General features: G+C 71.3%; 20 protein-coding genes. 9 read left to right on the top strand and 11 right to left on the bottom strand.

Going from position 1 to position 23,937, the window contains the following annotated elements:
• Positions 1-10 precede the first annotated feature (10 nt).
• A complete protein-coding gene (locus SOM19_RS06075; RefSeq protein WP_320485655.1) occupies positions 11-1,288 on the bottom strand; it encodes a P-loop NTPase in 1,278 nt (425 codons plus the stop codon).
• Positions 1,285-1,914: an SAF domain-containing protein gene (locus tag SOM19_RS06070; RefSeq protein ID WP_320485654.1), complete on the bottom strand. Its 630-nt coding sequence runs from the start codon at positions 1,912-1,914 to the stop codon at positions 1,285-1,287. The genes SOM19_RS06075 and SOM19_RS06070 overlap by 4 nt, the downstream gene beginning before the upstream one ends.
• 98 nt (positions 1,915-2,012) lie before the next feature.
• Between SOM19_RS06070 and SOM19_RS06065 the strand changes: the two genes are divergently transcribed.
• Positions 2,013-2,294, top strand: coding sequence for a MerR family transcriptional regulator (locus tag SOM19_RS06065; RefSeq protein WP_320485653.1), 282 nt, complete (start codon positions 2,013-2,015; stop codon positions 2,292-2,294).
• 20 nt (positions 2,295-2,314) lie between these two features.
• On the opposite strand, the gene SOM19_RS06060 is transcribed toward SOM19_RS06065, so the two are convergent.
• Positions 2,315-2,920: a hypothetical protein gene (locus SOM19_RS06060; protein ID WP_320485652.1), complete on the bottom strand. Its 606-nt coding sequence runs from the start codon at positions 2,918-2,920 to the stop codon at positions 2,315-2,317.
• 128 nt (positions 2,921-3,048) lie between these two features.
• Between SOM19_RS06060 and SOM19_RS06055 the strand changes: the two genes are divergently transcribed.
• The gene (locus SOM19_RS06055; RefSeq protein WP_320485651.1) at positions 3,049-3,489 is read left to right on the top strand and encodes an Rv3235 family protein; all 441 of its coding nucleotides are present in this window, start codon (positions 3,049-3,051) and stop codon (positions 3,487-3,489) included.
• Between the two features lie 69 nt (positions 3,490-3,558).
• On the opposite strand, the gene SOM19_RS06050 is transcribed toward SOM19_RS06055, so the two are convergent.
• From SOM19_RS06050 to secA, 3 genes are all read right to left on the bottom strand, one after another.
• Positions 3,559-3,915 carry a hypothetical protein gene (locus SOM19_RS06050; RefSeq protein ID WP_320485650.1) on the bottom strand — a complete coding sequence of 119 codons (357 nt, stop codon included), beginning with the start codon at positions 3,913-3,915 and terminating at the stop codon, positions 3,559-3,561.
• Between the two features lie 73 nt (positions 3,916-3,988).
• Positions 3,989-5,215, bottom strand: coding sequence for a pyridoxal phosphate-dependent aminotransferase (locus tag SOM19_RS06045; RefSeq protein WP_320485649.1), 1,227 nt, complete (start codon positions 5,213-5,215; stop codon positions 3,989-3,991).
• 175 nt (positions 5,216-5,390) lie between these two features.
• Positions 5,391-8,216 carry a preprotein translocase subunit SecA gene (gene secA, locus SOM19_RS06040; protein WP_320485648.1) on the bottom strand — a complete coding sequence of 942 codons (2,826 nt, stop codon included), beginning with the start codon at positions 8,214-8,216 and terminating at the stop codon, positions 5,391-5,393.
• 206 nt (positions 8,217-8,422) lie between these two features.
• Here secA and SOM19_RS06035 point away from each other — a divergent pair, with 206 nt between their 5' ends.
• The 7 genes from SOM19_RS06035 (at position 8,423) to SOM19_RS06005 (ending at position 18,032) form a co-directional block, all read left to right on the top strand.
• Complete coding sequence (locus SOM19_RS06035; RefSeq protein WP_320485647.1) at positions 8,423-9,055, top strand: PadR family transcriptional regulator; 633 nt, start codon at positions 8,423-8,425, stop codon at positions 9,053-9,055.
• Positions 9,052-9,771 (top strand): ABC transporter ATP-binding protein, encoded by a 720-nt coding sequence (locus SOM19_RS06030; RefSeq protein WP_320485646.1) that lies wholly within the window; start codon positions 9,052-9,054, stop codon positions 9,769-9,771. Before SOM19_RS06035 ends, SOM19_RS06030 begins: the two co-directional genes overlap by 4 nt.
• The gene (locus SOM19_RS06025) at positions 9,768-12,596 is read left to right on the top strand and encodes an FtsX-like permease family protein (RefSeq protein ID WP_320485645.1); all 2,829 of its coding nucleotides are present in this window, start codon (positions 9,768-9,770) and stop codon (positions 12,594-12,596) included. Before SOM19_RS06030 ends, SOM19_RS06025 begins: the two co-directional genes overlap by 4 nt.
• A gap of 336 nt (positions 12,597-12,932) precedes the next feature.
• The gene (locus SOM19_RS06020) at positions 12,933-14,687 is read left to right on the top strand and encodes a DEAD/DEAH box helicase (protein WP_320485644.1); all 1,755 of its coding nucleotides are present in this window, start codon (positions 12,933-12,935) and stop codon (positions 14,685-14,687) included.
• A gap of 87 nt (positions 14,688-14,774) precedes the next feature.
• Entirely contained in the window at positions 14,775-15,116 is a 342-nt protein-coding gene (locus SOM19_RS06015; protein ID WP_320485643.1) for a PadR family transcriptional regulator, read from the top strand.
• Positions 15,109-16,611: an HAAS signaling domain-containing protein gene (locus SOM19_RS06010; RefSeq protein ID WP_320485642.1), complete on the top strand. Its 1,503-nt coding sequence runs from the start codon at positions 15,109-15,111 to the stop codon at positions 16,609-16,611. The genes SOM19_RS06015 and SOM19_RS06010 overlap by 8 nt, the downstream gene beginning before the upstream one ends.
• 65 nt (positions 16,612-16,676) lie before the next feature.
• Positions 16,677-18,032: a hypothetical protein gene (locus SOM19_RS06005; protein WP_320485641.1), complete on the top strand. Its 1,356-nt coding sequence runs from the start codon at positions 16,677-16,679 to the stop codon at positions 18,030-18,032.
• 64 nt (positions 18,033-18,096) lie between these two features.
• Here SOM19_RS06005 and hpf read toward each other — a convergent pair whose 3' ends face one another.
• From hpf to mtrA, 5 genes are all read right to left on the bottom strand, one after another.
• Entirely contained in the window at positions 18,097-18,756 is a 660-nt protein-coding gene (gene hpf / locus SOM19_RS06000) for a ribosome hibernation-promoting factor, HPF/YfiA family (protein ID WP_320485640.1), read from the bottom strand.
• An 89-nt stretch (positions 18,757-18,845) separates the two neighbouring features.
• The gene (locus tag SOM19_RS05995) at positions 18,846-19,544 is read right to left on the bottom strand and encodes a ComF family protein (RefSeq protein ID WP_320485639.1); all 699 of its coding nucleotides are present in this window, start codon (positions 19,542-19,544) and stop codon (positions 18,846-18,848) included.
• 91 nt (positions 19,545-19,635) lie between these two features.
• Positions 19,636-21,321: an LpqB family beta-propeller domain-containing protein gene (locus tag SOM19_RS05990; RefSeq protein ID WP_320485638.1), complete on the bottom strand. Its 1,686-nt coding sequence runs from the start codon at positions 21,319-21,321 to the stop codon at positions 19,636-19,638.
• On the bottom strand, positions 21,318-23,030 hold the full coding sequence (gene mtrB / locus SOM19_RS05985) for an MtrAB system histidine kinase MtrB (protein ID WP_320485637.1): 1,713 nt from the start codon (positions 23,028-23,030) through the stop codon (positions 21,318-21,320). Before mtrB ends, SOM19_RS05990 begins: the two co-directional genes overlap by 4 nt.
• 7 nt (positions 23,031-23,037) lie before the next feature.
• Positions 23,038-23,718 carry an MtrAB system response regulator MtrA gene (mtrA, locus tag SOM19_RS05980; protein ID WP_320485636.1) on the bottom strand — a complete coding sequence of 227 codons (681 nt, stop codon included), beginning with the start codon at positions 23,716-23,718 and terminating at the stop codon, positions 23,038-23,040.
• Positions 23,719-23,937 lie beyond the last annotated feature (219 nt).

The raw sequence follows: 23,937 nt of genomic DNA, 5'->3' as shown, positions 1-23,937 counted from the left end.
AGGGATTCGCTCAGGCGGCCGGCGCGGTGACACGACGGATGCCGCGGCCCGCCCGCTGCGGCACGGGCGCCGTCGCGACGTGCTCTCCGACGAACCGGCGCAGGGCCAGGGTGAAGGGCGACTTCGGCGCCACCTCGGCGATCGGCCGTGCGGCCAGGAGGGCCGCGTCCGCGGAACGCGCATCCTGCGGGAGGAACGACACCTCCCGGATCCCGCCGAAGCGGTCGAGCGTCCTCCGCACCTGCCCGCGGGCGTCGATGCCGAGAGCGCCGGGCCGCAGCCGGTTGGCGAGCACAGCGATCGGGGTGGCGCCCACCGTCGCCCGCAGCTCGACATGGGCGCGCAGGAAGCGCGAGATGCCCACCGGATCGGCCCCGGCGACGGCGACCACGAGATCGGCGGCCCGGAGCGCCGCGATGGTGGCCGCGTGGCGCCGCGGACCGTCGAGGTCGCTCATGATCTCCTCGTCGCGCTCCAGCGACGCCGAGACATCGACCACGGTGTAATCGGCCCATTGCCGGCACGCGGCCAGCGCCGCGGTCACGCGGGACTCGCTCAGCTCGGGCCAGCGGGACGGACGGTTGAGGCCGGTCAGCACGTCGACCCCCGACCGCCCGAGCGGTGCGCTCACGCGCGACAGCTCCCGCGCGTCCAGCCCGCCGAGTTCGGCCTGCCGGCAGGCGGCAGCGAATCCCGGACCTTCGTCGGCCAGACCGAGGGCGAGGGCGATGGAGGGGGCGTGCGTGTCGGCGTCGACGAGGCCGACGTGGCGCCCGCCGCGGGCGAGCTCGACCGCGAGCTCGATCGCGACGGTGGACCTTCCCGGAGAGCCCGCCGGTCCCCACACCACGATGAGGCGCGGCTGCGGTCGGGCGGCGAGCGCCGCGCCCGGGAGCGGCGACGGCTCGGCGCCCGGCCGAGCGGGAATCGCGCCGAGGGCGTCCGCCAGCAGCCAGGGCTCGATGTCGCGCGGGAGGGGCCGCTCCAGCCCGAACGCGGCAGCCAGTCGCTCGTCGGCGGCGTCCGCGCACAGCGGCAGGATCCGCGTGCCCGCCCGGTCGCACAGCGCGACGACGGCGGTCGTCACGGTGTGACGGGCGACCTCCAGCACCACGGCGTCGGCCTCGGCGACCGCCCGCAGCACCGCTTCCGCGTCGGCACCCAGCATCCCGTCGCCGGCGGCGAGCGAGAGAGCGGATGCCTCGACCACCGCCAGGACGTCGTGACCCTCCCGTCGCAGCCCGTCGGCGAGGGCGGAGCCGTCATGCACCGCGAGGAGCAGCTTCATGACCCGGTGCCGGACGTCGGCACGACCGAGAGCGCGGACTGATCGGCCATGGCGGCGAGCGTGGCTGCGACATCCGCTCGGGGGATCACGAGCTCCAGAGCCGCTGCACCGCCGCCCATCATGGAGTCGTCGCGCGTGACGGAGACCACGGTCGCGTCGGCCACGAGGATGCGCGGCACGTCGTACTCGCCGTGCTCGACGAGCGGCGCCGACCATACTTCGACGACCGTCCCCGCGTCGACCGACGCCGGCACGTCGACGGTGCTGTGCACCACGATGTGCGTCGTCCGGGCCTGGGCGGCATCTCCGAGCGCCGCGGTGGGAACCAGCTCTCCCGACTCGATGGTGCGGGTGGCGACGATCCCCTCGGCGAGGTCGCCAGACGCGAGATACACGTCCCCGAGCTGCCCGAGCGCAACGTCGACCGGTGTCAGGTCCTCGCTCGTGATCGCCTCACCCGGCACGATCGTGCGAGCCGCGGCGTACACCGGCGACGTCTGACGGGCGGCTGCGACGACGAACCAGACGCCGGCGACGGAGGCGACGACGAGGAGGATTCCGAGGAAGAACCTCGCGTCGCCCCAGAAGGCTCGGCGAGGGGTGTGAGCGGGTTCCACGGCGGTCATGCCACCATCGTCGCTCAGGCGTGCCGAGGGCCGCTTTCTTTATCCACAACCCCCTTGGCGCCGAGCCTCCTCCCCCGGGGCGAGGCCATAATGGGGGCATGCCCGAGATCCCGACTTCGGACGTGCGACTGCTGGCCCCCGCTCAGGTGGGCGAGGTGCTCGGCGTGTCGGTCGACGAGGTCATGGCGCTCGTCCTCGACGGGCAGCTCCGGGGCATCCGCGTCGGCTCGCCGGCGCGCTGGCGGGTCGAGGAGGCGAGCGTGGCCTCGTACCTCGACGACCAGGCGGAAGAGGCCCGGCGCATGGCGCTGTGGCGCCAGGCCCAAGGGGCGAGCTTCCCCGAGCTGTGGGGCACGGGCGCCGTCCGCCACTCCGACTGACGCCTGGCCCCTCACGCCTCTCAGCGGATCGGCGCGGGGCCGTCGACCCCGATCCACGCGATCGCGGCGAAGGGCACGATGCGGTGTCCGGAGACGGCGTCGGCGCGACGCGGTGCGCCCGGATCATGGACGGCGAGGTCCAGGTGGTCGGCTCCCGCACGGTCGATCGTGCCCGTGAGGACGCGGGCGGAGGTGCAGTGCACCGCCACGCCGACTCTGCGCCGGACCAGGTCCCGCAGGACGAAGCCGAAGGTGAGGCGGTCGGCGAGCACCGAGCGGGCCGGAGCGGGCCGGGCGCTGCGCAGCAGGTCGTGATGGGGCATCGCGATGGTGGAGATCGACCAGAACGGGGCGACGACCGCGCCGGTGCGACCCTCCGCCGGCAGGAGCGCGACCCAGTCGGCGCCCACGCCGGTGACCGTCGCCCGGAGCAGCATGCCGTCGGCGAACTCGAAGGAGACCTCGGGCGCGGCGTGCTCCGGCCCCACGAGCTGGCTGAGCCGTTCCTGCAGCGCGACGCGCGAGAGACGCAGACGCTCGGCCTCGGTGTCGAGCGCAGCGCGTTCAGCCTCCCACTCGGAGGCCAGCTGATCCTCGAGGTCGTCGAAGAACCGATCCCAGCGCACCCAGCGAGAGTAGGGGAATCATCACGAGTCGATCACAAGTTATCCACAGGGGTGCCGCGGATTCTCACTGTGAGTTGCCCGTGTGTTCTACTGGCCGCAAGACATCCCCCCTGTCGAGATAGGCACCCATGGCAACGACGCCCGCGGGCTCTGCCCGCGCATACCGCGCGCCCGGCGCCGCGATCGAACTCTCCGAGTTCTTCGCGGCGCAGCGCACCCCGTCCACCGCGCTTCCTGCGCCCGAGCCCTTCCTGCGGAACATCACCCGCGGCGTGCTCGAGGTGCTCGCCGGCGTGCGAGAAGTCGATCAGCTGGCTCGCTGGCTCACCGAGGACCCGTACCGCAAGCTGGTCACGCGCTCCAACCTCGCGGCGCGAGCTCGCAGCGCGCGGGGCGTTCCGGCCAGACGCCCGGTCCACACGATCCTCTCGGTGCACCACTCCTCGCCCGCGGACGGCGTGGTCGAGTCCGTCGTCATCGTGCAGGGTCCCGCGCGCACCCGCGCGGTCGCGCTGCGGCTCGAGGGCATGGACGGACGCTGGCGCACGACATCCCTCGCCCTGCTCTGACGCCGCGCGGCGCCCGAGGTCTTCCGACCGACGGCAGGGTCGTCCACAGCGTCGTGGCCGGCCCTGACGTCAGCTGTCGGCGTCCTTGTCGATGAGGTCGAGCAGTGATTTGAGGGCATCCCGGATCTCGGTGTGATCGTGCTGGCCCGCCCGGCTCTCGGCCGAGATCACGCCCGACCGATGCACCTTGCGGAAGTCGCCGATGGGGAACGAGTAGGCCCCCTTGGTCTCACGATCCTCGGACTTGTCGATGCCGAGATGCCAGTGCGCGTACTCGGTCCAGCCGTCACGCTCGATGAAGCTGTTCTCCTCGTCCGCCGTGGGTGCGGCCTCCGACCAGTCGTCGCGCTCGTCGCGCACGACCTTCCCGTCGCGGACGAGCGCCCGGGCGTGACGCAGAGCGGGTTCGTTCAGTTCGATCGCCATACCCGCACAGTACGACGCCCTGCGGACACCGCCGAGGGGCTTGACGGATGCCGGAGCCCCGGCATCCGCTCGCTCACTGCTTGTACGACGAGAGGAAGTTGCCGAGCCGCTCGATCGCCTCGGAGAGGACGCGGGCCTCGGGAAGCGTGACGATGCGCAGGTGGTCGGGCGTGGGCCAGTTGAAGCCCGTGCCCTGCACGAGGAGCACGTGCTCGGCCACGAGGAAGTCGTAGACGAGCTTGGCGTCGTCGCGGATCTCGTACACCTCCGGATCGAGCCGCGGGAACGCGTAGAGCGCGCCCTGCGGCCGCACGCAGGTGACGCCGGGAATGGCCTCGAGCCCCTCCCAGGCGGCATCGCGCTGCTCGCGGAGGCGCCCGGCCGGGCCGATCAGGGCATCGATCGACTGCACGCCCGACAAGGCGGCCTGCACGGCGTGCTGCGCCGGAACATTCGGGCACAGCCGGGTCGAGGCGAGCAGTGTGATGCCCTCGATGAAGCCGCGCGCGTGGGCCTTCGGGCCCGTGATGACCAGCCAACCCGACCGGTAGCCGGCGACGCGATACGTCTTGGAGAGGCCGTTGAAGGTGAGCACCAGCAGATCCGGCGCCACACTCGCCATGGGGATGTGCTGCGCGTCGTCGAACAGGATGCGGTCGTAGATCTCGTCGGAGAGCACGAGGAGCGAGTTCTCGCGCGCGATCTCGGCGATCCCCTCGAGGACCTCGCGCGAGTACACCGCGCCGGTGGGGTTGTTCGGATTGATCACCACGATCGCCTTGGTGCGCGGCGTGACCTTGGACCGGATGTCGTCGAGGTCGGGCTGCCAGCCGTTCTGCTCGTCGGCGAGGTAGTGCACCGGAGTCCCGCCGCCGAGGCTGGTCATCGCCGTCCACAGCGGATAGTCCGGCGCCGGGATCAGCACCTCGTCGCCCTCGTCGAGAAGCGCCTGCATCACCATGGTGATGAGCTCGGACACGCCGTTGCCGAGATACACGTCGTCGGGACCGAAGGGCGGGAAGGCGGGGTCCTGCTCGTAGCGGTAGACGACGGCGCGGCGGGCGGACATGATGCCGCGGCTGTCGCTGTAGCCGTGGGCGTGCGGGACGGCCTCGAGCATGTCGCGCACGATCTGGAACGGCGCCTCGAACCCGAACACCGCCGGGTTGCCGGTGTTGAGCTTCAGGATCGTGTGACCCTCGTCCTCGAGCCGGTCGGCCTCGACCAGGGCCTGCCCGCGGATCTCGTAGAGCACATCCTTGAGCTTGCTGGACTGGTCGAGGGGGCGTAGCGGACTCATCGGATCAGAATAGCGGCGGGATGCCGAGGCCAATCGACGCCCGGTGGCTCGCGGACGTCGCGTGCCGCCCGGCGCTTGCCGCCCGTACGCAGGAGATCCGCCGGTTTCAGGACGTTCCAGGCGGAATCGGTCCTGATCTCGGCGGATCTCCTGACTGCGGCAGATGGGGGGCGGCCTACTTGCCCTTCTCGGCCGCCCGGCGCTGTGCGCGGTTCAGCGGAGCCTGGTCGGGCGCAGCGGGCGCGGCATCCGTCCGCTGGCCGAAGGCCCCGCGCTGGGGCTCGGGGGCGGGTGCCTGCGCGGGGGCAGCGGATGCCGAGGCCGCCGCGGCGGCGGCCTGACGGAGCCGGCTCGTGGCGGCCTGCTGCACCTGGCCGCGGTCGTTTCGGACCTCGACCTCGCCGGCGTCGTTCGCGGCGGAGTACTCCAGGCGCTGTCCTTCGACGGGCGCGGCGCCCAGGCCCTTGGCCTCGACCTCGGCCTCGCCTTCGCCCTGACGGCGGACCTCGACCTCGAGGTTGTAGAGGTAGCCGACCGACTCTTCCTTGATCTGGCCCATCATCGCCTGGAACATCTGGTAGCCCTCGCGCTGGTACTCGATGAGCGGGTCGCGCTGGGCCATGGCACGCAGGCCGATGCCGTCCTTGAGGTAGTCCATCTCGTACAGGTGGTCGCGCCAGCGGCGATCGAGCACCTGGAGCACGACGCGGCGCTCGAGCTCGCGGGTGGCCGGCGTGCCCAGCGTGGTCTCGCGGTTGTCGTACGCGATGCGGGCGTCGGAGAGGATCTCGCGCTTGAGACCCTCGGCCGTGATGCCGCCCTTGCGGCCGGCACCCTCCGCGACGACCTCGTCGATCGTGACGCTCACCGGGTAGAGGGTCTTGAGCTCGGTCCAGAGCGAGTCGAAGTCCCAGCTCTCGTTGTGACCCGAACCGGTGTGGTCCTCGATGACGGCCGCGATCGCGTCTTCGATGAAGTGCTGCACGCGGTCGGCGATGTCGTCGCCCTGCAGGATGTGGCGGCGGTCGGAGTAGATCGCCTCGCGCTGCCGGTTGAGGACGTCGTCGTACTTGAGCACGTTCTTGCGGATCTCGGCGTTGCGCGCCTCGACCTGGCTCTGCGCCGACTTGATGGCGCGCGAGACCATGCCCGACTCGATCGCGACGTCGTCGGGGAAGTTCGTGCGGGCGAGGATCGCCTCGGCCGCGCCCGACTGGAACAGGCGCATGAGGTCGTCGGTGAGCGACAGGTAGAAGCGGCTCTCACCGGGGTCGCCCTGTCGGCCGGAGCGACCGCGCAGCTGGTTGTCGATGCGACGCGACTCGTGACGCTCGGTGCCGAGCACGTACAGGCCGCCGGCCTCGACGACCTTGGTGCTCTCGCCCGCGACGTGGTCGCGCATGGCCTCGTAGACCGCGTCCCACTCCTTCTCGTACTCGTCGGGCGTCTCGACCGGGTCGAGGCCCTTGGCCTTCATCTCCTGCACGGCGAGGAACTCGGCGTTGCCGCCGAGCATGATGTCGGTGCCGCGGCCGGCCATGTTCGTCGCGACGGTGACGGCGCCGAGGCGACCGGCGCGGGCGACGATCTCGGCCTCGCGGGCATGGTTCTTCGCGTTGAGGACCTCGTGCTTGATGCCCTTCTTCGCCAGCAGCCGCGACAGGTACTCGCTCTTCTCGACGCTGACGGTGCCGACCAGGACGGGCTGACCCGACTCGTGGCGCACCGCGATGTCTTCGACGACCTGGGCGAACTTGGCCTGCTCGTTCTTGTAGACGAGGTCGGACTGGTCCTTGCGGATCATCGGCTTGTTCGTCGGGATCGGTACGACGCCGAGCTGGTAGGTGGACATGAACTCGGCCGCCTCGGTCTCGGCGGTACCGGTCATGCCGGCGAGCTTCTCGTAGAGGCGGAAGTAGTTCTGCAGCGTGACGGTGGCGAGGGTCTGGTTCTCGGCCTTGACCGGCACCGCCTCCTTGGCCTCGATGGCCTGGTGGATGCCCTCGTTGTAGCGGCGCCCGACCAGGATGCGGCCGGTGTGCTCGTCGACGATCATGACCTCGTCGTTCATCACGACGTAGTCGGCGTCGCGCTTGAACAGCGCGAGGGCCTTGATCGAGTTGTTCAGGAACGAGATCAGCGGCGTGTTGGCCGACTCGTAGAGGTTGTCGATGCCGAGGTAGTCCTCGACCTTCTCGATGCCGGGCTCCAGCACGCCGATGGTGCGCTTCTTCTCGTCGACCTCGTAGTCGACGCCGACCTCGAGCGTCTTGGCGATCTTCGCGAACTCCACGAACCAGCGGTTCGCCTCGCCGGAGGACGGCCCGGAGATGATGAGCGGCGTGCGTGCCTCGTCGATGAGGATCGAGTCCACCTCGTCGACGATGGCGAAGAAGTGCCCGCGCTGCACGAGGTCCTCCTTGCGCCACGCCATGTTGTCGCGCAGGTAGTCGAAGCCGAACTCGTTGTTGGTGCCGTACGTGATGTCGGCGTTGTACTGCTCGCGGCGCACCTCGGGCACCTGGCCGGCGACGATGATGCCCGTCGTCATGCCGAGTGCGCGGTAGATGCGGCCCATGAGCTCCGCCTGGTACGACGCGAGGTAGTCGTTGACCGTGATGACGTGGACGCCCTTGCCGGCGATCGCGTTGAGGTAAACGGGGAAGGCGCCGGTCAGGGTCTTGCCCTCACCGGTCTTCATCTCGGCGATGTTGCCGAGGTGCAGGGCGGCGCCGCCCATGATCTGGACGTCATAGGGCCGCTGGCCGAGCGTGCGCTTGGCGGCTTCCCGCACGGCGGCGAACGCCTCGGGCATGAGCTGATCGAGGGTCGCGCCGGCCTCGAAGCGGGCGCGCAGTTCGACCGTCTCGTTGCGCAGCTCCTCGTCGGTGAGATGCGCGTAGTCCTCTTCGAGGGCGTTGACGGCCTTCACGACCTGCTGGAGCCGCCGGAGAATGCGACCCTCGCCGGCGCGAAGCAGTTTCTCGAGGGGGTTGGCCACGGAGTGTCTCCATCTGTCGGTGGCGCGAATCGGCGCCGATGCCGCCCGGGCGCTGGACCCCAGGCATACGTGCCTATGTTATCCACCCGTGACCTTGGTGTGCGCTGGGTGTGAGTGGCGCGGCTTGCAATGTTTCCCGGTATGCATATACTCGGCAACTACATACCCGGTATGCATTCGATCGGGTCCGACGACAGGGAGACACGATGTCGGTCAAGCAGAGCCTGCTGGCGATCCTCGATCAGGGGCCGTGCTACGGCTACCAGCTGCGGACGGAGTTCGACCGCCGCACCGGATCGACCTGGCCGCTCAACGTCGGGCAGATCTACAACACCCTCGACCGACTCGAGCGGGACGGGCTCGTCGCCAAGCGCGACATCGACGAGCACGGCCATGTCTACTGGGAGATCACGGATGCCGGATCCGCCGAGGTGCGGGACTGGCTGGCCTCCCCCGTGCAGCGCGGTCAGGGCACGCGCGACGAGCTCGCGGTCAAGCTCGCGGTGGCCGCAACCCTCCCCGGCATCGACGTCACCGGGATCATCCAGACGCAGCGCCGCGCATCGCTCGGCCAGCTGCAGGAGCTCAATCGCGCCAAGTACGCCGGCGCCAACCCCGACGGACCCGAGGAGCTGGCCTGGTCGCTCGTCGTGGACTCGATGATCTTCGCGGCGGAGGCCGAGGTGCGGTGGCTCGACCACACCGAGCAGCGGCTGGCCCTGCATCCCGGTCACGCGATGGCGCTCGAGCTGTCGACCGACAAGCCCAAGCGCGGTCGTCCGGCGAAGGCCGAGGCATCCGATCCCACCGCCGCGGAGCGGATCGAGGCTGCCCGGTGAGCGAGGCGGTGCTTCGTCTCATCGGCGTGACGCAGCAGTACGGTTCGGGGCCCACCGCGGTATCGGCACTGTCCGGGGTCGACTTCGAGGTCGCGCAGGGCGAGCTCGTCGCGGTGATGGGCGCGTCGGGGTCGGGCAAGTCGACGCTGCTGTCGATCGCCGGTGGCCTGGCCACGCCCACCACGGGCGAAGTCGTCATCGAGGGCCAGCATCTCAGCGCGCAGAGCCCGAAGCAGCTGGCTGCCCTGCGGCGCCGGTCGCTGGGCTTCGTGTTCCAGGACTTCAACCTCATCCCCACCCTGACCGCGATCGAGAACGTCACGCTCCCCCTCGAGCTCGACGGCTTCCGGCGACGGGTGGCCCGGCGCGCCGGACGAGATGCCCTGCAGTCGGTCGGCCTCGAGGACAAGCTCGACTCCTACCCCGACGACCTGTCCGGCGGGCAGCAGCAGCGCGTGGCGATCGCTCGCGCCGTGGTCGGGGGCCGACGCCTGATCCTCGCCGACGAGCCGACGGGCGCGCTGGACTCGGTCACCGGGGAGCTCATCCTGCGCATGCTGAGGGGCCGGGTGGATGCCGGCGCCGCCGCGATCCTCGTGACCCACGAGGCCCGGCACGCGGCCTGGGCCGACCGCATCGTCTTCCTCCGCGACGGACGCATCGTCGACGAGTCCCGCCGCGACGGCGCCGATGCGCTGCTGGCGAGCCCGCGATGACCGGGCTTCTCGAGGCGCGGGCCGAGGCATCCGCTCCCGACGAGCGCGTGACGGATGCCGCTCCCCGGCGCCGCAGCCGCGGGACCCGCCTTCGCGCGGACGTGCGACTGGCGCGCCGGCAGGTCTGGCGCACGAAGGGGTCGAGCGCTCTGGTGGTCGCGCTCGTCGCGCTGCCGGTCGCCGGGCTCGCCGGCGGGGCCACGTTGTGGCAGAGCCACCAGCCGACGCCCGAGCAGGCCGTGACACTGGCGCTCGGCGCGCACGAGTCGTGGATCGAGATCATCGGCGGTCCTGACCCGAGCCGCTGGCAGGCGATCGACGAGCCGAACAACACCAGCGTCGACTACGACCCGCAGACCGGTGTCTCGATCAATCCCGAGCTTCCGCCCCCGTCCGGCCTGCCGGATCTCGTGCCGGCCGACGCGACCGTGCTCGCCACACAGCCCTACGGGTCGGCAGCGGTCGAGACGGAGAACGGCGTCGGCTGGCTGACGACCGTCGCCGGCGAGGTGTGGGCGCCGTCGTTCCGCGGTCTCTACGTGCCGCTCGACGGCGCTGCCCCGACGCAGCCCGATGAGTTCATGGTCACCCCGGGTGCGCTCGAGCGGATCGGGGCCAGGATCGGCGACGAGGTCGTCTTCCCCGAGCAGGACCTGGTCCTCACCATCAGCGGCACGATGCGACCTGCGAACGACCTCGAGTCCTCGGTGGTGCTCTTCCTGCCGTCGTCGGCGGCGGCATCGGGCGAGCAGTCTCCCACCCGCTGGTACGTCGAGGACTGGCAGCCGAGCATGGCGGAGCTCGAGCAGCTCAACCACGCCGGCTACATCGCCTATGCGCGCGATCTGGTTCTGGATCCCCCGCCAGGCGCGCGCCTGAACACCTGGGGCAGCGGATCGATCCCGCTGTGGAACGTCCTGCTGATCGGCGGCATCGCCGCGGTGATCTGCGGCTACGTCGTCGTCCTGCTCGCCGGCGCCGCGTTCTCGGTCGCCGCCCGGCGCCAGCAGCGCGCCCTCGCCGTGGCAGCGAGTGTCGGGGCGAGCCGGGGGGACGTGTTCCGCATCGTGGTTCTCCAGGGGTTCGTCCTGGGCGCGGTCGGCGGAGTCGTGGGCGCTGTCATCGGCGTCGCGGCGGCAGCGGCATTCCTCGCCGCGACCGACCGGGGGGCCCTGGGAACCTTCTGGGGGAACTTCGGACTCACGATCCCCTGGCTGCTCATCGTGCCGATCGTCCTGTTCGCGCTCCTCGTCGGTACGATCGCCGCCCTCGCACCCGCGCGCGCCGCAACCCGTGGCGACACGCTGTCGGCCTTGCGCGGTGCACGTCGGCCGGCCCTCCTCCGACCGCACCGGCCCGTGTGGGCGATCGTCGTGATGAGCACCGGGCTTGCGGCCCTCGTCGCCGGCGGCCTGTACATCGCCGGCACCCTCGCCACCGGCGGCGACACGCAGTCGGTGCTCTTCGCCGTGGCGCTCTACGCGATCGTGCTGGGCCCCGTCGTGTTCCAGGTGGGCCTGCTCATCCCCTCCCACTGGGTGCTCGTGCAGATCTCGCGGATCGCGTCGCCGATCGGTCTGGCACCACGACTGGCGAGCCGGGATGCCGCGGCCAACCCGTCGCGCGTCGCACCGGCGTTCGCCGTGATCGGCGCGTGCATCTTCGCGGCGTCGTTCGCGCTCTCGATGACCGCCATGACGACCGCCTCCAATGCCCGGCAGCACATGTTCCAGGCGCCGGAGGACGCGCTCGTCGTTCAGATGTGGCAGACGGGATCGGATGCCTCGGCGGAGCTCGTGGCAGCTGCCGAGGGTGTCGTCGCACCGACGACACCGCAGGCCACCGTGCTGGTCGAGGCGGCGGCGTGGCCCGAGATGGACGACGCCGGCGCCTTCGTCGATCCCGACGAGTCGTACTTCGCCGTGGCCCGCCAGGCCTACGACGACTGCGAGGGCTGCGAGCTGCAGCCCTACGACCTGGCCTCCGGATCGGTGCACGTCGTCGAGCCCGACGACGTGGGGACGCTGCTCGGCACGGACGTCGGCAGCGCGGCGCTCGACAGTCTGCGGGCGGGCGGGGCGATCGTGACCGATAGTGGCTACGTCGACGCCGACGACGAGATCGTCGTGACCCAGTGGACGGCGGCCGGGCACCAGGACCTCATGAGCATGGGCAGCACGTCCGAGGTGGAGCCGGAGGCGCGGCATCCGCTCCCGGCCGTGATCGTGGACCCCGGCCACCAGCAGCCGTACCAGATCATCGTGACGCCGCAGACGGCGGCCGACCTGGGGATGGTGCTCGTGCCGTCCGTGCTCGTGGCGACGTACGACGTGCCGCTCGAGCAGTCGGAGATCGACCTCATCACCGCCCAGACCATGGACATGCGGGTCGCCCCCGACGCGGGACTGTACGCCATGGTCGAGACCGGACCGGCGGCGGCCGACCCCTGGCTCTGGCTGATCTCCGGGGTCGCGATGACGCTCGTGCTCGGCGCGTCGGCGGTGGCGCTCGGACTCGCCCGCTTCGAACGGCGCCCCGACGATGCGACGCTGACCGCGGTCGGCGGGGGCAGGATGCTGCGACGCAACGTCAACGCCTGGCAGGCCGCCGTGATCGTCGGTCTCGGCGCGCTCGTCGGCACGCTCGCCGGCTCGCTGTCCGTCTGGGGCATGGCGATGGCGAACCCCCTAACCACTCAGATCTCGGACCTGCCGTGGCTGTGGCTGGCCATCCTGGCGATCGGGCTGCCGCTCGCGATCGCCGCGGTCGCGTGGCTCGTGCCGCCGCGGCATCCGGATCTCACGCGCCGCACGGCGATCACGTGAGACGAATCCGGGTCGGCCGGACACGTACACAGTGAACCGGCTGCACCATGAACCCCCAGAGAGGACATCTCATGATCCCCGCCGTGCCCGCCATCGATCCCGCCTCGATCAGCCTGCCTCCGACGGAGCCGGTCGACATCACGGAACTGGTCGCACAAGCCGTCCCGCCGCTGTGACGTCGGAGAATCGCACCGACGTCGGATGATCCGGCCGGAATGCTCCGACGTCGCAGACATCCTCCGACCGAAGGACGCCACGCGGCGAGGCTGACCGGCCGTCACGCGATGACGTGAGGACGTGCTGTCGTCTCCCAGGCGGCACGCACTACCCTTAACTGTGACTTCCACCGACGCCCCCATCGAGGCTGAGGCTCCTGCAGAGCCCGCCGCGATCACATTCGCAGACCTCGGATTGGGCGAATCGGTGCTGAAGGCGCTGAAGGACGTCGGGTACGAGACGCCGTCGGCCATCCAGGCCGCGACCATTCCCACACTCCTCTCGGGCCGCGATGTCGTCGGTCTCGCGCAGACCGGAACCGGCAAGACCGCGGCGTTCGCGCTGCCGATCCTCGACCGCCTCGACGTGTCGCAGAAGACCCCGCAGGCGCTCGTGCTCGCACCGACCCGCGAGCTCGCGCTGCAGGTCTGCGAGGCGTTCGAGAAGTACGCGTCGCACACGCGCGGCGTGCACGTGCTCCCCGTCTACGGCGGCCAGGGCTACGGCGTCCAGCTGTCGGCGCTCCGTCGCGGCGTCCACATCATCGTCGGCACGCCCGGCCGCATCATGGATCACCTCGACAAGGGCACCCTCGACCTGTCGGAGCTGAAGTTCCTCGTCCTCGATGAGGCCGACGAGATGCTGAAGATGGGCTTCGCCGAGGATGTCGAGACGATCCTCGCCGACACCCCCGACACCAAGCAGGTCGCGCTGTTCTCGGCGACCATGCCGGCCACGATCCGCCGCATGTCGCAGCAGTACCTGCACGACCCGGAAGAGATCACCGTCAAGTCGAAGACGACGACGTCGTCCAACACGACGCAGCGCTACCTCATCGTGTCGTTCCAGCAGAAGATGGACGCGCTCACCCGCATCCTCGAGGTCGAGAACTTCGAGGGCATGATCATCTTCGGCCGCACCAAGAGCGTCACCGAGGAGATCGCCGAGAAGCTCCGCGCCCGCGGCTACTCCGCGGCCGCCATCAACGGCGACGTCGCCCAGCCCCAGCGCGAGAAGACGGTCAACCAGCTCAAGTCCGGCAAGCTCGACATCCTGGTGGCGACGGATGTCGCAGCCCGGGGCCTCGACGTCGAGCGCATCTCGCACGTCGTCAACTTCGACATTCCGACCGACACCGAGTCCTACGTCCACCGCATCGGCCGCACGGGTCGCGCCGGCCGGTCGGGCGTGGCCATCAGCTTCGTCACGCCCCGCGAGCGGGGCCTCGTGCGGGCCATCGAGCGGGCGACCCGCCAGGAGCTCACCGAGATGCGGCTGCCGAGCGTCGACGAGGTCAACGTCACGCGCCTCGCGCGCTTCGACGACCGCATCACCGCGGCGCTCAGCGAGTCGGCACGGATCGAGCGCTTCCGCGACATCATCGCCCACTACGTCCGCAACCACGACATTCCCGAGGTCGATGTGGCCGCCGCTCTGGCCGTCGTCGCGCAGGGCGAGTCGCCGCTCCTCCTCGAGGCCGAGCCGGCTCGGGAGCGGTTCGAGCGCGACACCCGCGAGCGGCCCTCGTTCGATCGCGACGACCGCGGCGAGCGCCCCGAGCGCCGCCAGCGGCCGCCCCGAGAGGGCATGGCGACCTACCGCATCGCCGTCGGGAAGCGCCACCGCGTCGAGCCGCGCCAGATCGTGGGCGCCCTCGCCAACGAGGGCGGTCTCCGTCGCGACGACTTCGGCGCGATCCAGATCCGTCCGGACTTCTCGCTGGTCGACCTTCCCGCCGACCTCCCCAGCGGCACACTCGAGCGCCTGACCGAGACTCGCATCTCCGGTCGACTGATCGAGCTGCGCCTCGACACCGGGGGGCCGGGCCGTCGCCGCGAGGACGACGACCGCGGTGCCCGCAAGCCGCGCCACTAGGGCCGAAGCACGCCTCGGCCCCTGCGGACACGCAAGGGTCGGCATCCGTCGTCGACATAGCGTGCGTCGCCTGGTACCTTGCATTGCATGTATCCGGCCGATCGCGTTCAGACGAACCTCCGCAAAGGGGTGCTGGAGTGGTGCGCGCTCGCGGTGATCCGCGGCGGGGACGTCTACGGACGCGACCTCGCGCGGACGCTCACCGGACTCGGCCTGCTGGCGAGCGAAGGGGCGCTGTACCCGCTCCTCTCGCGGCTGCGCGAGTCGGGCTGGGTCGAGACGAGCTGGGCCGAGTCGGCGTCGGGCCCGCCTCGTCGGTACTACCGCATCACGCCCGCCGGCCGCGACGCAGTCGCCGGCTTCGAGGACAGCTGGCGCGTGCTGTCGGCCTCGGTCGAGAGCGCGCTCGGAAGGACCACCGATGGCTGACACGACAGAGGTGCTGCAGCATCCCGCCGTACGGGCCTACCTGACCGACCTGCACCGCGCCGTCGCGGCCAAGGACCCTGCGCAGGCCGATGCCGTGATGGCCGGAGTCGCGGATCACATCCGGGACGCCGCAGCCGATGCCGACGCCCGCGGCGCGCGCTTCGAGGTCGACGCGGTGCTGCGCGAGCTGGGTGACCCCGCCTTCATCGCCGCGGACGTCGAGCCGGCCGCGGCAGAGACGGTTCCGCCGACCCGCGCCGAACGGTTCTCCGACTCGTGGGGCGGCGTCGTGACGGCGGTGCTGCTGCTGACCGTCGGCACGCTGTGGCTCACGATGATCGGCTGGGCGGCCGCGCTGTGCCTGGTGTGGGCGTCGCAGCGGTGGTCGCGGGCGGACAAGGTCGTCGCCACAGCCGTCTGGCCCGTGGTGGTGGTCATCGGCTCGCTCACACCGCTGTTCGCCCGCACCGGCATCGCCGGCTGGCACCTGGTCATGTCGATCGCGATCGCCCTTCCCGCGATCGTCGGGATCTGGCTCCTCGTGCGCTCGCGCGGGCCGATCGCACGCCGCGAGCACGCGGTGCGCCCGTCCCTCGCCGCGCGAGCCGGGGTGTGGGGCTGGGTCGACCGCTGGCCCGGCGCCGCCCTGGCGATCTCGGCGCCGCCGCTCGCCGCGACGGTCGTGCTCGTTCCGGCGCTCCTCCCGCGAACGTCGGTGGCCCTGCCGGCGACCACCGTCGGGGGCGCTGTGCTGCTGGCGGCCGGGATCGCGGTGCTGTGGACGTCGCGCGGCTGGACGCTGTCCGGCCGGGTGTGCGGCACCGGCACGGCGATCCTCACCGCACTGGTCACCTGGTGGCTCGTGGCGACCTCGCTCTCGTCGACCGCCCCGCTCCGCCGCTGCGGTCCGGACGGGTGCGAGGAGCTTCCCGCCCGCCTGGCGGATCCCGGGGCGCTGCTGCTGCACGTCGCGCAACTCGTCGTCCCGCTGCTCGCCGCCCACGCGATCACGGTGGCGTCGGGATTCCGCTCGGGTGCGCCCGCGCCGCGCGCGCTCGACGGCCGCCGCTCCGTCATCACGATCGTCCTCGTGCTGCTCGGAGGCACCGCCTCGCTCGCGGCATATGCCTACGCCGTGGCGGCCGGGCCCTCGATCTCGGGCACGGCGTTCGCGTGCGCCGTGGCCGGGGTGGCGGTCTGGAGCTCGGCCGCGACGCTCGTGCTGCGTTCGCCGGCGTGGCGGCCGATCGACCGCGTCATCGGCGTGGTCCCGGCGGTCCTGGTGGTCTGGCTCTGTGCCGGCGGGTCGCCGTTCGGCGCGGTGGGCGGCATGGAGCCCCGCTACGCCGACCCGCTCGTCCCGCTCGTCCCGCTCGCGGCCCAGCCGCTCGCGGTCCTGGCCCTCCTCGTCTTCGTGCAGGCCGCTGCGTCCGCGTGGCTGCTCGCCGCGGCCGGCGTGTGGCGTCGGACGCCGGCAATCGCCGCGAAGAGCTGAGGCGCACGCGTCCACAGGTCCGCTCCGGTCAGCCGCCTCCCGGGCGGCGACCGTAGGATCGATGCATGGCCGGATTCTGGGGCAAGCGCAAGCGCGACATCGAAGAGCTCGAGGCGCAGGACGCCGACCTCGCGCGGAAGGCACGGACCGCCCTGGTGGCCGCCGACGAGCGGATCCGCGTCACGACCGACGAGCTGACGTTCGCCGAGATCGAGCTGGGCAACGAGCCGACCAAGGACCTGCGCGAGGCGCTGGTCGCCGTACGCACGCATCTGTCCGAGGCGTTCCACCTGCACCAGCTGAACCACGACGAGATTCCGGACACCGCCGAGGAGCTGCGGACGCGCAACGCGCGCATCGTGCAGCTGTGCGAGTGGGCCGAGGAGCTCCTCGACGACCGCACCGAGGCGCTCGCCGCCCCGATCGCCCGCGCACGCCGCGCGCCGGAGATCATCGCCGGGGTGCGGGCGGATGCCGAGCGCCTCCGGGCACGGCTCCCCCAGGCTCGCGAGACCGTGGAGCGACTGGCATCGCGCTACTCCGCCGAGGCTCTGGCCCAGGTCGAGTCGAACCCCGCCGAGGCGGAGCAGCTGATCGCGTTCGCCGAGCACAGCGCCGGGATCTCGGAGCGCCGCCGCGAGGCCGGCCAGCGGGAGCAGGCGAACCTGGCGCTCGAGGCCTGCACCGAGGCCGCGCGCCGTGCCGCCACGCTCGTGGATGCCGTGGAGACCTTCGAGGTCGAGGCCCTGCGCGCCGAGTCGACGCTGTCCGCGATCGTCGAGGACTCCCGCCAGGACATCGTCGTGGCCCTTCGCGAGCCCCACACCCCCGCGGTCGGGGCCGCGATCGCGCGACTCCAGGAGGCGCTGGCCGCACTGCCCGCTGCGGGCGTCAACACCGACCCGTTCACGCTCCTGTCGCGACTTCGCGAGGCGAACGCCGGGCTCGACGCCGCCATCGCCGCGGCCCGCGAGCGTGCGGCGCGTCCGATCCCCCCGCTCGAGCACGTGCGCCACGCGATCGACGACGCCGACCGGCAGCTCGCCGTCGCACGAGACGTCATCGCCGGCCATCGCGGCTGGATCGGCGCCGACGCCCGTACCCGCCTCGCCGAGGCGGAGCGCATCCGCACCGACCTCGACCGCTACCTCGGCACGTCGGCCTCCGCGGCGACGACGATCGACGAGGACCACCGCGAGCAGGGCATGGCGATGGCCCGCCGCGTGGCGTTCCTCGCCGGCGAGGCGCTGCAGCTCGCTCAGCGCGACATCGACTCCTCGCGCCCCCAGGGCGGACCCGACCAATGGGGTGGCGGCCCCCAGTGGGGCGGCGGACGTCGTGGCGGCGGGGGCTCTGACATCATGGGCGGCATCCTGGGCGGCCTCGTCATCGGCGGCCTGATGGACGGCATGTTCGACTGACCCCGCTTCACGCGAGGATGCCCAGGACCAGGAAGGTCCGGGGCATCCGTTCGCGTGTGATCGCCTAGGAGGCGACGGCCTCGGGCGCGGCCTGGGTGGTCAGCGAGATGACGCCGTAGTCCCAGCCCTTGCGCCGATAGACCACGCTCGGGTGGTCGGTGCGGTTGTCGACGAACAGGAAGAAGTCGTGTCCGACCAGCTCCATGCGGTCGACGGCCTCCTCGACCGACATCCACTCCGGTTCGAATTCCTTCGTGCGGATGACGACGGGGGTGTAGTCCGCCTCCTCCTCGTTGCCCGTGATGATCGGGATCTCGCCGGTCGCGACGGCGCGGAGCACGTCGAGCGATGCCGGCTGCACGTCGATACCCGAGATGGCGCCGGTGCCCTTTTCGAACTTGGCGCCTCGCGGGTGGTTGCGTGCGTCCACGCGCTTGTCCTTCGCGCGTCGAAGCTGCTCGCACAGCTTGTCGACCGCGAGATCCAGCGCGGTGAACTTGTCACCGTCTGTGGCCTCGGCCCGGACGATCGGGCCCTTTCCGGTGAGCGTCAATTCGACGGTGTCGTCTTCCACGCGGCCGTTGTGATACGCGCGGTGAGTGACCTTGACGTCCACGCGTTGTGCGCGTGGAGCGAGGTGTTCGATGCGGGCAGCCTTGTCTTCGAGGACCGATCGGAAGCGGTCTGTGATACCCACTCCCACGCCGACGATGCTGGTTTCCATCCCCTGACCTCCTTGTTCCGGTCCACCCGGCCAAGGGCGGACCTTCAGTCGCCTTGTCATCCCCACGCTAGCCCTGCACCCCTCCCCTGTCACCTGTGAGTTTCGAATGCGACACCTCGCGGCCGCCGTTCGTTCGCACGACGCGGGGTGGCCGCCACGGTGACCGCGCCGATGACATCGGCACCCGCTGCCCGAAGCGCGCGCACCGCCTCCTCGACGCTCGCGCCCGTCGTGATCACGTCGTCCAGCACGATCACGCGCCGCCCCTCACACGGCGCCGCGGACAGGCTCTGCGCCACGTTGCGGCGCCGCCCTTCACGATCGAGCCTGCGCTGGTCGCCGGTGCGTCGGACCGGCTGGAGCAGTCGCGCCACGGGCAGCCCCGCCCGTGCGGCGAGGAGGTCGGGCACCCGGAATCCGCGACGACGGTACGCGCCGCGGGAGGTCGGCAGCGGCACGAGCACGGCATCGCGCGCGTCGAGCCGCCGGGCGGCAGCGGTGAGCGCCGGCGCGAGAGCGCGGGCGAGCGGGGTGCGGCCCTCCTCCTTCAGCGCTCGGATGACGCGCGCCGCGACACCGTCGAAGACCAGGCCGCTCCACACCGTCACGCCGCCTCCGGGGGCATCGACCATCCGTGCCAGTGGGCACGGGGCGACGGCCGCGGTGCAGTCGTCGCACAGCGTGGTGTCGGGTGCGCCGCAGCCCGCGCAGACCACGGGCAGCAGCAGGGCGAGAGCCTCCGACAGCGCACCGCGCACCAGCTCGGCGATCCCTCCGTCGTCGGTCATGCATCCAGGCTCGCGCCCACCCGTCATGCTCACCGCCGCCCGCGGCCGATCCGGGGACGGCGCACCTCGCGGTGCGCCTGGGGAGGAGCGCCTACTCGGGCGTGCCCTGCTGCGTCGCGAGCACGAGCACCCCGGTCGCCGTCGGCTGCCAGCTCGTTCCCCGCTTGACGGACAGGGTGCCGTCATCGGCCAGCAGGCGCACACTCGAGAGGGTCGTGCCGCCGGCGATCGCGACCATGCCCGGCGAGGCCGCGCTCGAGCTCGAGATCCCGCCGACGACCTGCTCGAGCACGACAGATCCCTCCGCGTCGCCGGACAGCACGCCGACCGACAGGTCGTCGAGCCACGCCAGCCCTCGCCCGGAGCTGACCACGGTCGCGAGCTGCACCGGATCGCCGAGCCGCACCGGGACGAGATCCGGGTCGCGCACGATGCCCGCCACCCAAAGCGCGGTCCGTCCTCCGGCGATGACCACGGCGGCGACACGCGTGCCGTCGCGCGAGACCGCCATCGCGCTGATCGCCGTGGCACCCGACCAGGCGTCCGCCACCTCGATGAACTCGCCCTCGTCGGGGTAGGCGCGGACCGCGGCGGGGGCATCCCGCGGAACGCTCCAGATGTAGCCGTGCGGGTCGATCGTCGGGTCGACCAGGGACTCGCGCTCGTCCAGCGTCGCGAACGTCTGATTGTCGCGCAGTCGCAGCACCGCGCCGGTGTCCAGGCGCGCCGCCGCGGCATCCCGGTCGGGACTGACCTGGACGGCGACGGGCTGGAAGTCGACGACGACGTCGGACAGACCGACGATCTCGTCCAGCTGATCGCCGATGAGGAACCCGAAGCCCGCCTCGGTGAGCGCCAGGGGCGCGCCCGGCACACGGGTGGAGCGCACGGGCACCGGCTCGGCATCGATCGGCGTCGACTCCACGGTCAGCTCGACCTCCGTGACGCCCGCCGTGGCCAGGCTGGCCTGCAGCTGGGTGTACATGCGGTCGAGCGTGTCGGGATCGGCGGACAGGGCGTTCTCGTTGAGGTCCACCTCGGCGACGCCGCCCGACACCGGCACCGACTGCACCACGGTGACGCTCTCCGGGAACGCATCGGCCACGGACTCCGCCAGCCAGCTGCTCGGCGGCCCGTTGACCAGCGCGGCCGCGACGCTCGCGGCGGCGTTGGTCGGCGGGAACCAGCGCGCATCGGGCACCAGGTACTCCCAGCTCGGGTCGAAGTACATCACCGAGTAGCGGTTGAACACGCGGGGGAACTCGTCCTGGTCGAGGACGACCCCGTCGGGCGCCTGACTGATGCGCCACTCCTCGTCGGCGTTCTGCTCGAGCGCGAACGGGAGCGTGCGCCCCCCGAGCTCCGCGCGCTCGTAGGATCCGTTGTCGTCCACGGACGCGACCGCCGTGACGTCGAGCTGCACGACGCCGTCGTCGGGCTCGCTGTAGACCCGGTCCTCGAAGACGTCCACCAGGACGCTCGCCTGCGGCTTCCACACGTCCCGGAACTCCGGGGTGAGGAACTCGCGCGCGCGATCCCAGTTGGAGGTCAGTCCCGGCCCCGACCCGGCCCGGATGAACCCCTCGACGATCTGCTCCGGGCTCGCGCCGGGCTGCGGCCGGTCGGGCAGGAGGAACGACACGTCGTCGGCGTCGGGGGCGTCCTCGGTCGACAGGCCGTAGTACACGGGGCCGCTCGTGGGAAGGCCGGTGCAGGCCGTGAGCACGATCGCGAGCATCGCCACGACGACCGACAGGATGCCGCGCCGCCGCGTCATGATCCGCCCCCTCGGTGTGCGGCATCCGGCACCTCGGCACCGTCCTGCGGAACGCGAATCGGCTGGGTGAGCCCGAGGTCGTCCACGGCGGAGATCGCATCGTCGCCGGGATCGAGCGGGATCGGCGAAGGACCGGTCAGCCGGCCGCCGGCACGCGGCAGCGTGAGGACGAAGTTCGTCCCGCGGCCGAGCTCGGACCAGACGGCGAGCTCGCCGCCATGCAGTCGCGCGTCGCCCAGTGCGATCGACAGGCCGAGGCCGGTGCCGCCGATGGTGCGGGTCCGCGACGGGTCGGCGCGCCAGAAGCGGTCGAACACGCGCTCCACGTCCTCGGCCTTCATGCCGAGGCCGTAGTCGCGGACGCCCAGCGCCACGGCCTGCTGGTCGCTGTCCACCGTCACCACGATCGGGCGGCCCTCGCCGTGCTCGATGGCGTTGCCGAGCAGGTTGCGTGCGACGCGGCGCACACGGCGCGGGTCCATGTCGACCGGGGAGTATCCGCCGGGCGCGACGAGGCGCACGTCCGTGCCGTGCTGGACGGCGAGCTGCTCCATCGAGGCGATCACGTCTTCGGCGAGATGCGCGAGGCTCGTCGGCTCGAGCTCGAGCTGCACCGAGCCGGCGTCGTAGCGACTGATCTCGAGCAGGTCGGTCAGCAGCGTCTCGAACCGCTGGACCTGGTTGTTCAGGAGCTCGGCCGCGCGAGCCGTCGCCGGATCGAACTCGTCGCGCTGGTCGTTGATCATGTCGGCGGCGAGGCGGATGGTCGTCAAGGGCGTCCGCAGCTCGTGCGACACGTCGGACACGAACCGCTGCTGCACGAGCGACAGGTCGGCGAGCTCCTTGATCTGGGACTCGATGCTGTCGGCCATCGCATTGAAGGACCGGCCGAGGGTCGCCAGCTCGTCCTCGCCCCGCACGGGCAGGCGCACCCCGAGCTCTCCGGCCGCCAGCTTCGCGCTCGTGTCGGCGGCCTCGCCGATGGGCGTCGTCACGGACCGCAGGACGAACCAGGCGATCCCGCTGATCAGCAGGACGAGCCCGATGCCGACGATCCACAGCGTGCCCTGCACGAACCCCAGCGTCTGCGGCGCGTTGGCGAGGTCGTAGGCCAGGTAGAGCTCGTACGCCCCGACACCGGGAAGCGACAGCTGCTGGCCGACGACGATCCCCGGCGTCGACTGACCCGGCTCCGTCGGCATCGCGATCGATTGCCACACCTGAAGCTCGGGAGTGTCGCGCACGCTCTCGCGCAGTCCATCGGTGATGACGGTCTCGAAGCGCAGATCCGAGGTGAAGTCCTGTGGTGCGGCCGGCGAGGGCGGCCCGATGCGGAACGCCGCGTACATGTCCGCCTGCGACTGCTGGCGGAGCGACCCCTCGACGAGCAGCATCACGTTCTGCAGCTGGACGCTGTCGCCCTGCGCGGTCGCGCTGTCGAGGGTGCGCTGCGCGGCCGCCGTGGCGCGCTGCGCATCGCTGAGCACCTGGGATCGGCGGGACTCGAACAAGTCGTTCTGGATCGCCAGCGCCATCCAGACGCACGCCACGGCGACGGCGAGCGCCGTCAGCCCGAGCGTCACCAGGATCGTGCGGAAGCGCAGCGACCGACGCCACAGCGCGCCGATGTTGCCCGGCCATGTGCGCCAGTCGCGCCATCCGGCCAGCGGCGTCCGGGTCGCCGTCACCCCCGTGATCGGGGCCGTCATCGCTGCCTCAGACGACAGCGCCGGCGCGGTAGCCGACGCCGCGCACCGTCGTCACGATCTTCGGGTTGTCGGGGTCGAGCTCGACCTTGGCACGCAGCCGCTGGACGTGCACGTTCACGAGCCGCGTGTCGGCCTTGTAGTGGTACCCCCACACCTGCTCGAGCAGCATCTCGCGGGAGAACACCTGCTGCGGCTTGGAGGCGAGAGCCACGAGCAGCTCGAACTCGAGCGGCGTCAGGGCGATCGAGCCCTCACCGCGACGGACCTCGTGAGCCGCGACGTCCACCGTGAGGTCGCCGATCCGCAGGTGGTCGTTGGCCGGCTGGCTCGCGGGACGCAGGCGGGTCTTGATGCGCGCCACCAGCTCCTTCGGGTTGAAGGGCTTGACGATGTAGTCGTCGGCGCCGGACTCGAGCCCCTTGACGACGTCGGCCGTGTCGGTGCGGGCGGTCAGCATGATGATCGGGACACCGGACTCGGCGCGCACCCGCGTGCAGATCTCGATGCCGTCCATACCGGGCAGCATCAGGTCGAGCAGGATGAGGTCGGGTCGCTCGGTGCGCCACGCCTCCACAGCCTTCGAGCCATCGGCGCAGAACGCCGTGTCGAATCCTTCGGTGCGCAGCACGATGCCGATCATCTCGGCCAGAGCGGTGTCGTCATCGACCACCAGGATGCGTGAAGTCATCGCGCGGATTCGTCCTTTTCCCTCGGCACGGGGCAGGACGCAGACCGCGCCGTCCCCGTGCGCTCCCCACAGAGTAGTCGACACCGCCTGAGCGCAGGCCGAGCGCCGCCGTGCGGCCTGTCCACCACTGCCCGATCGCACCGAGCGGGGCGGGGCCGATATGACACGATAGGTGCCAGCCCGAGCGGCGTCCGAGGGGCGCCCAGGCCCGACCCAGGA

It is taken from the genome of Microbacterium sp. CFBP9034, from assembly GCF_034045255.1.
In the GTDB taxonomy this organism is placed as follows: domain Bacteria; phylum Actinomycetota; class Actinomycetes; order Actinomycetales; family Microbacteriaceae; genus Microbacterium.
The sequence above is the reverse complement of the archived record's forward strand: the minus strand, read 5'-3'. Positions and strand labels throughout refer to the sequence as shown.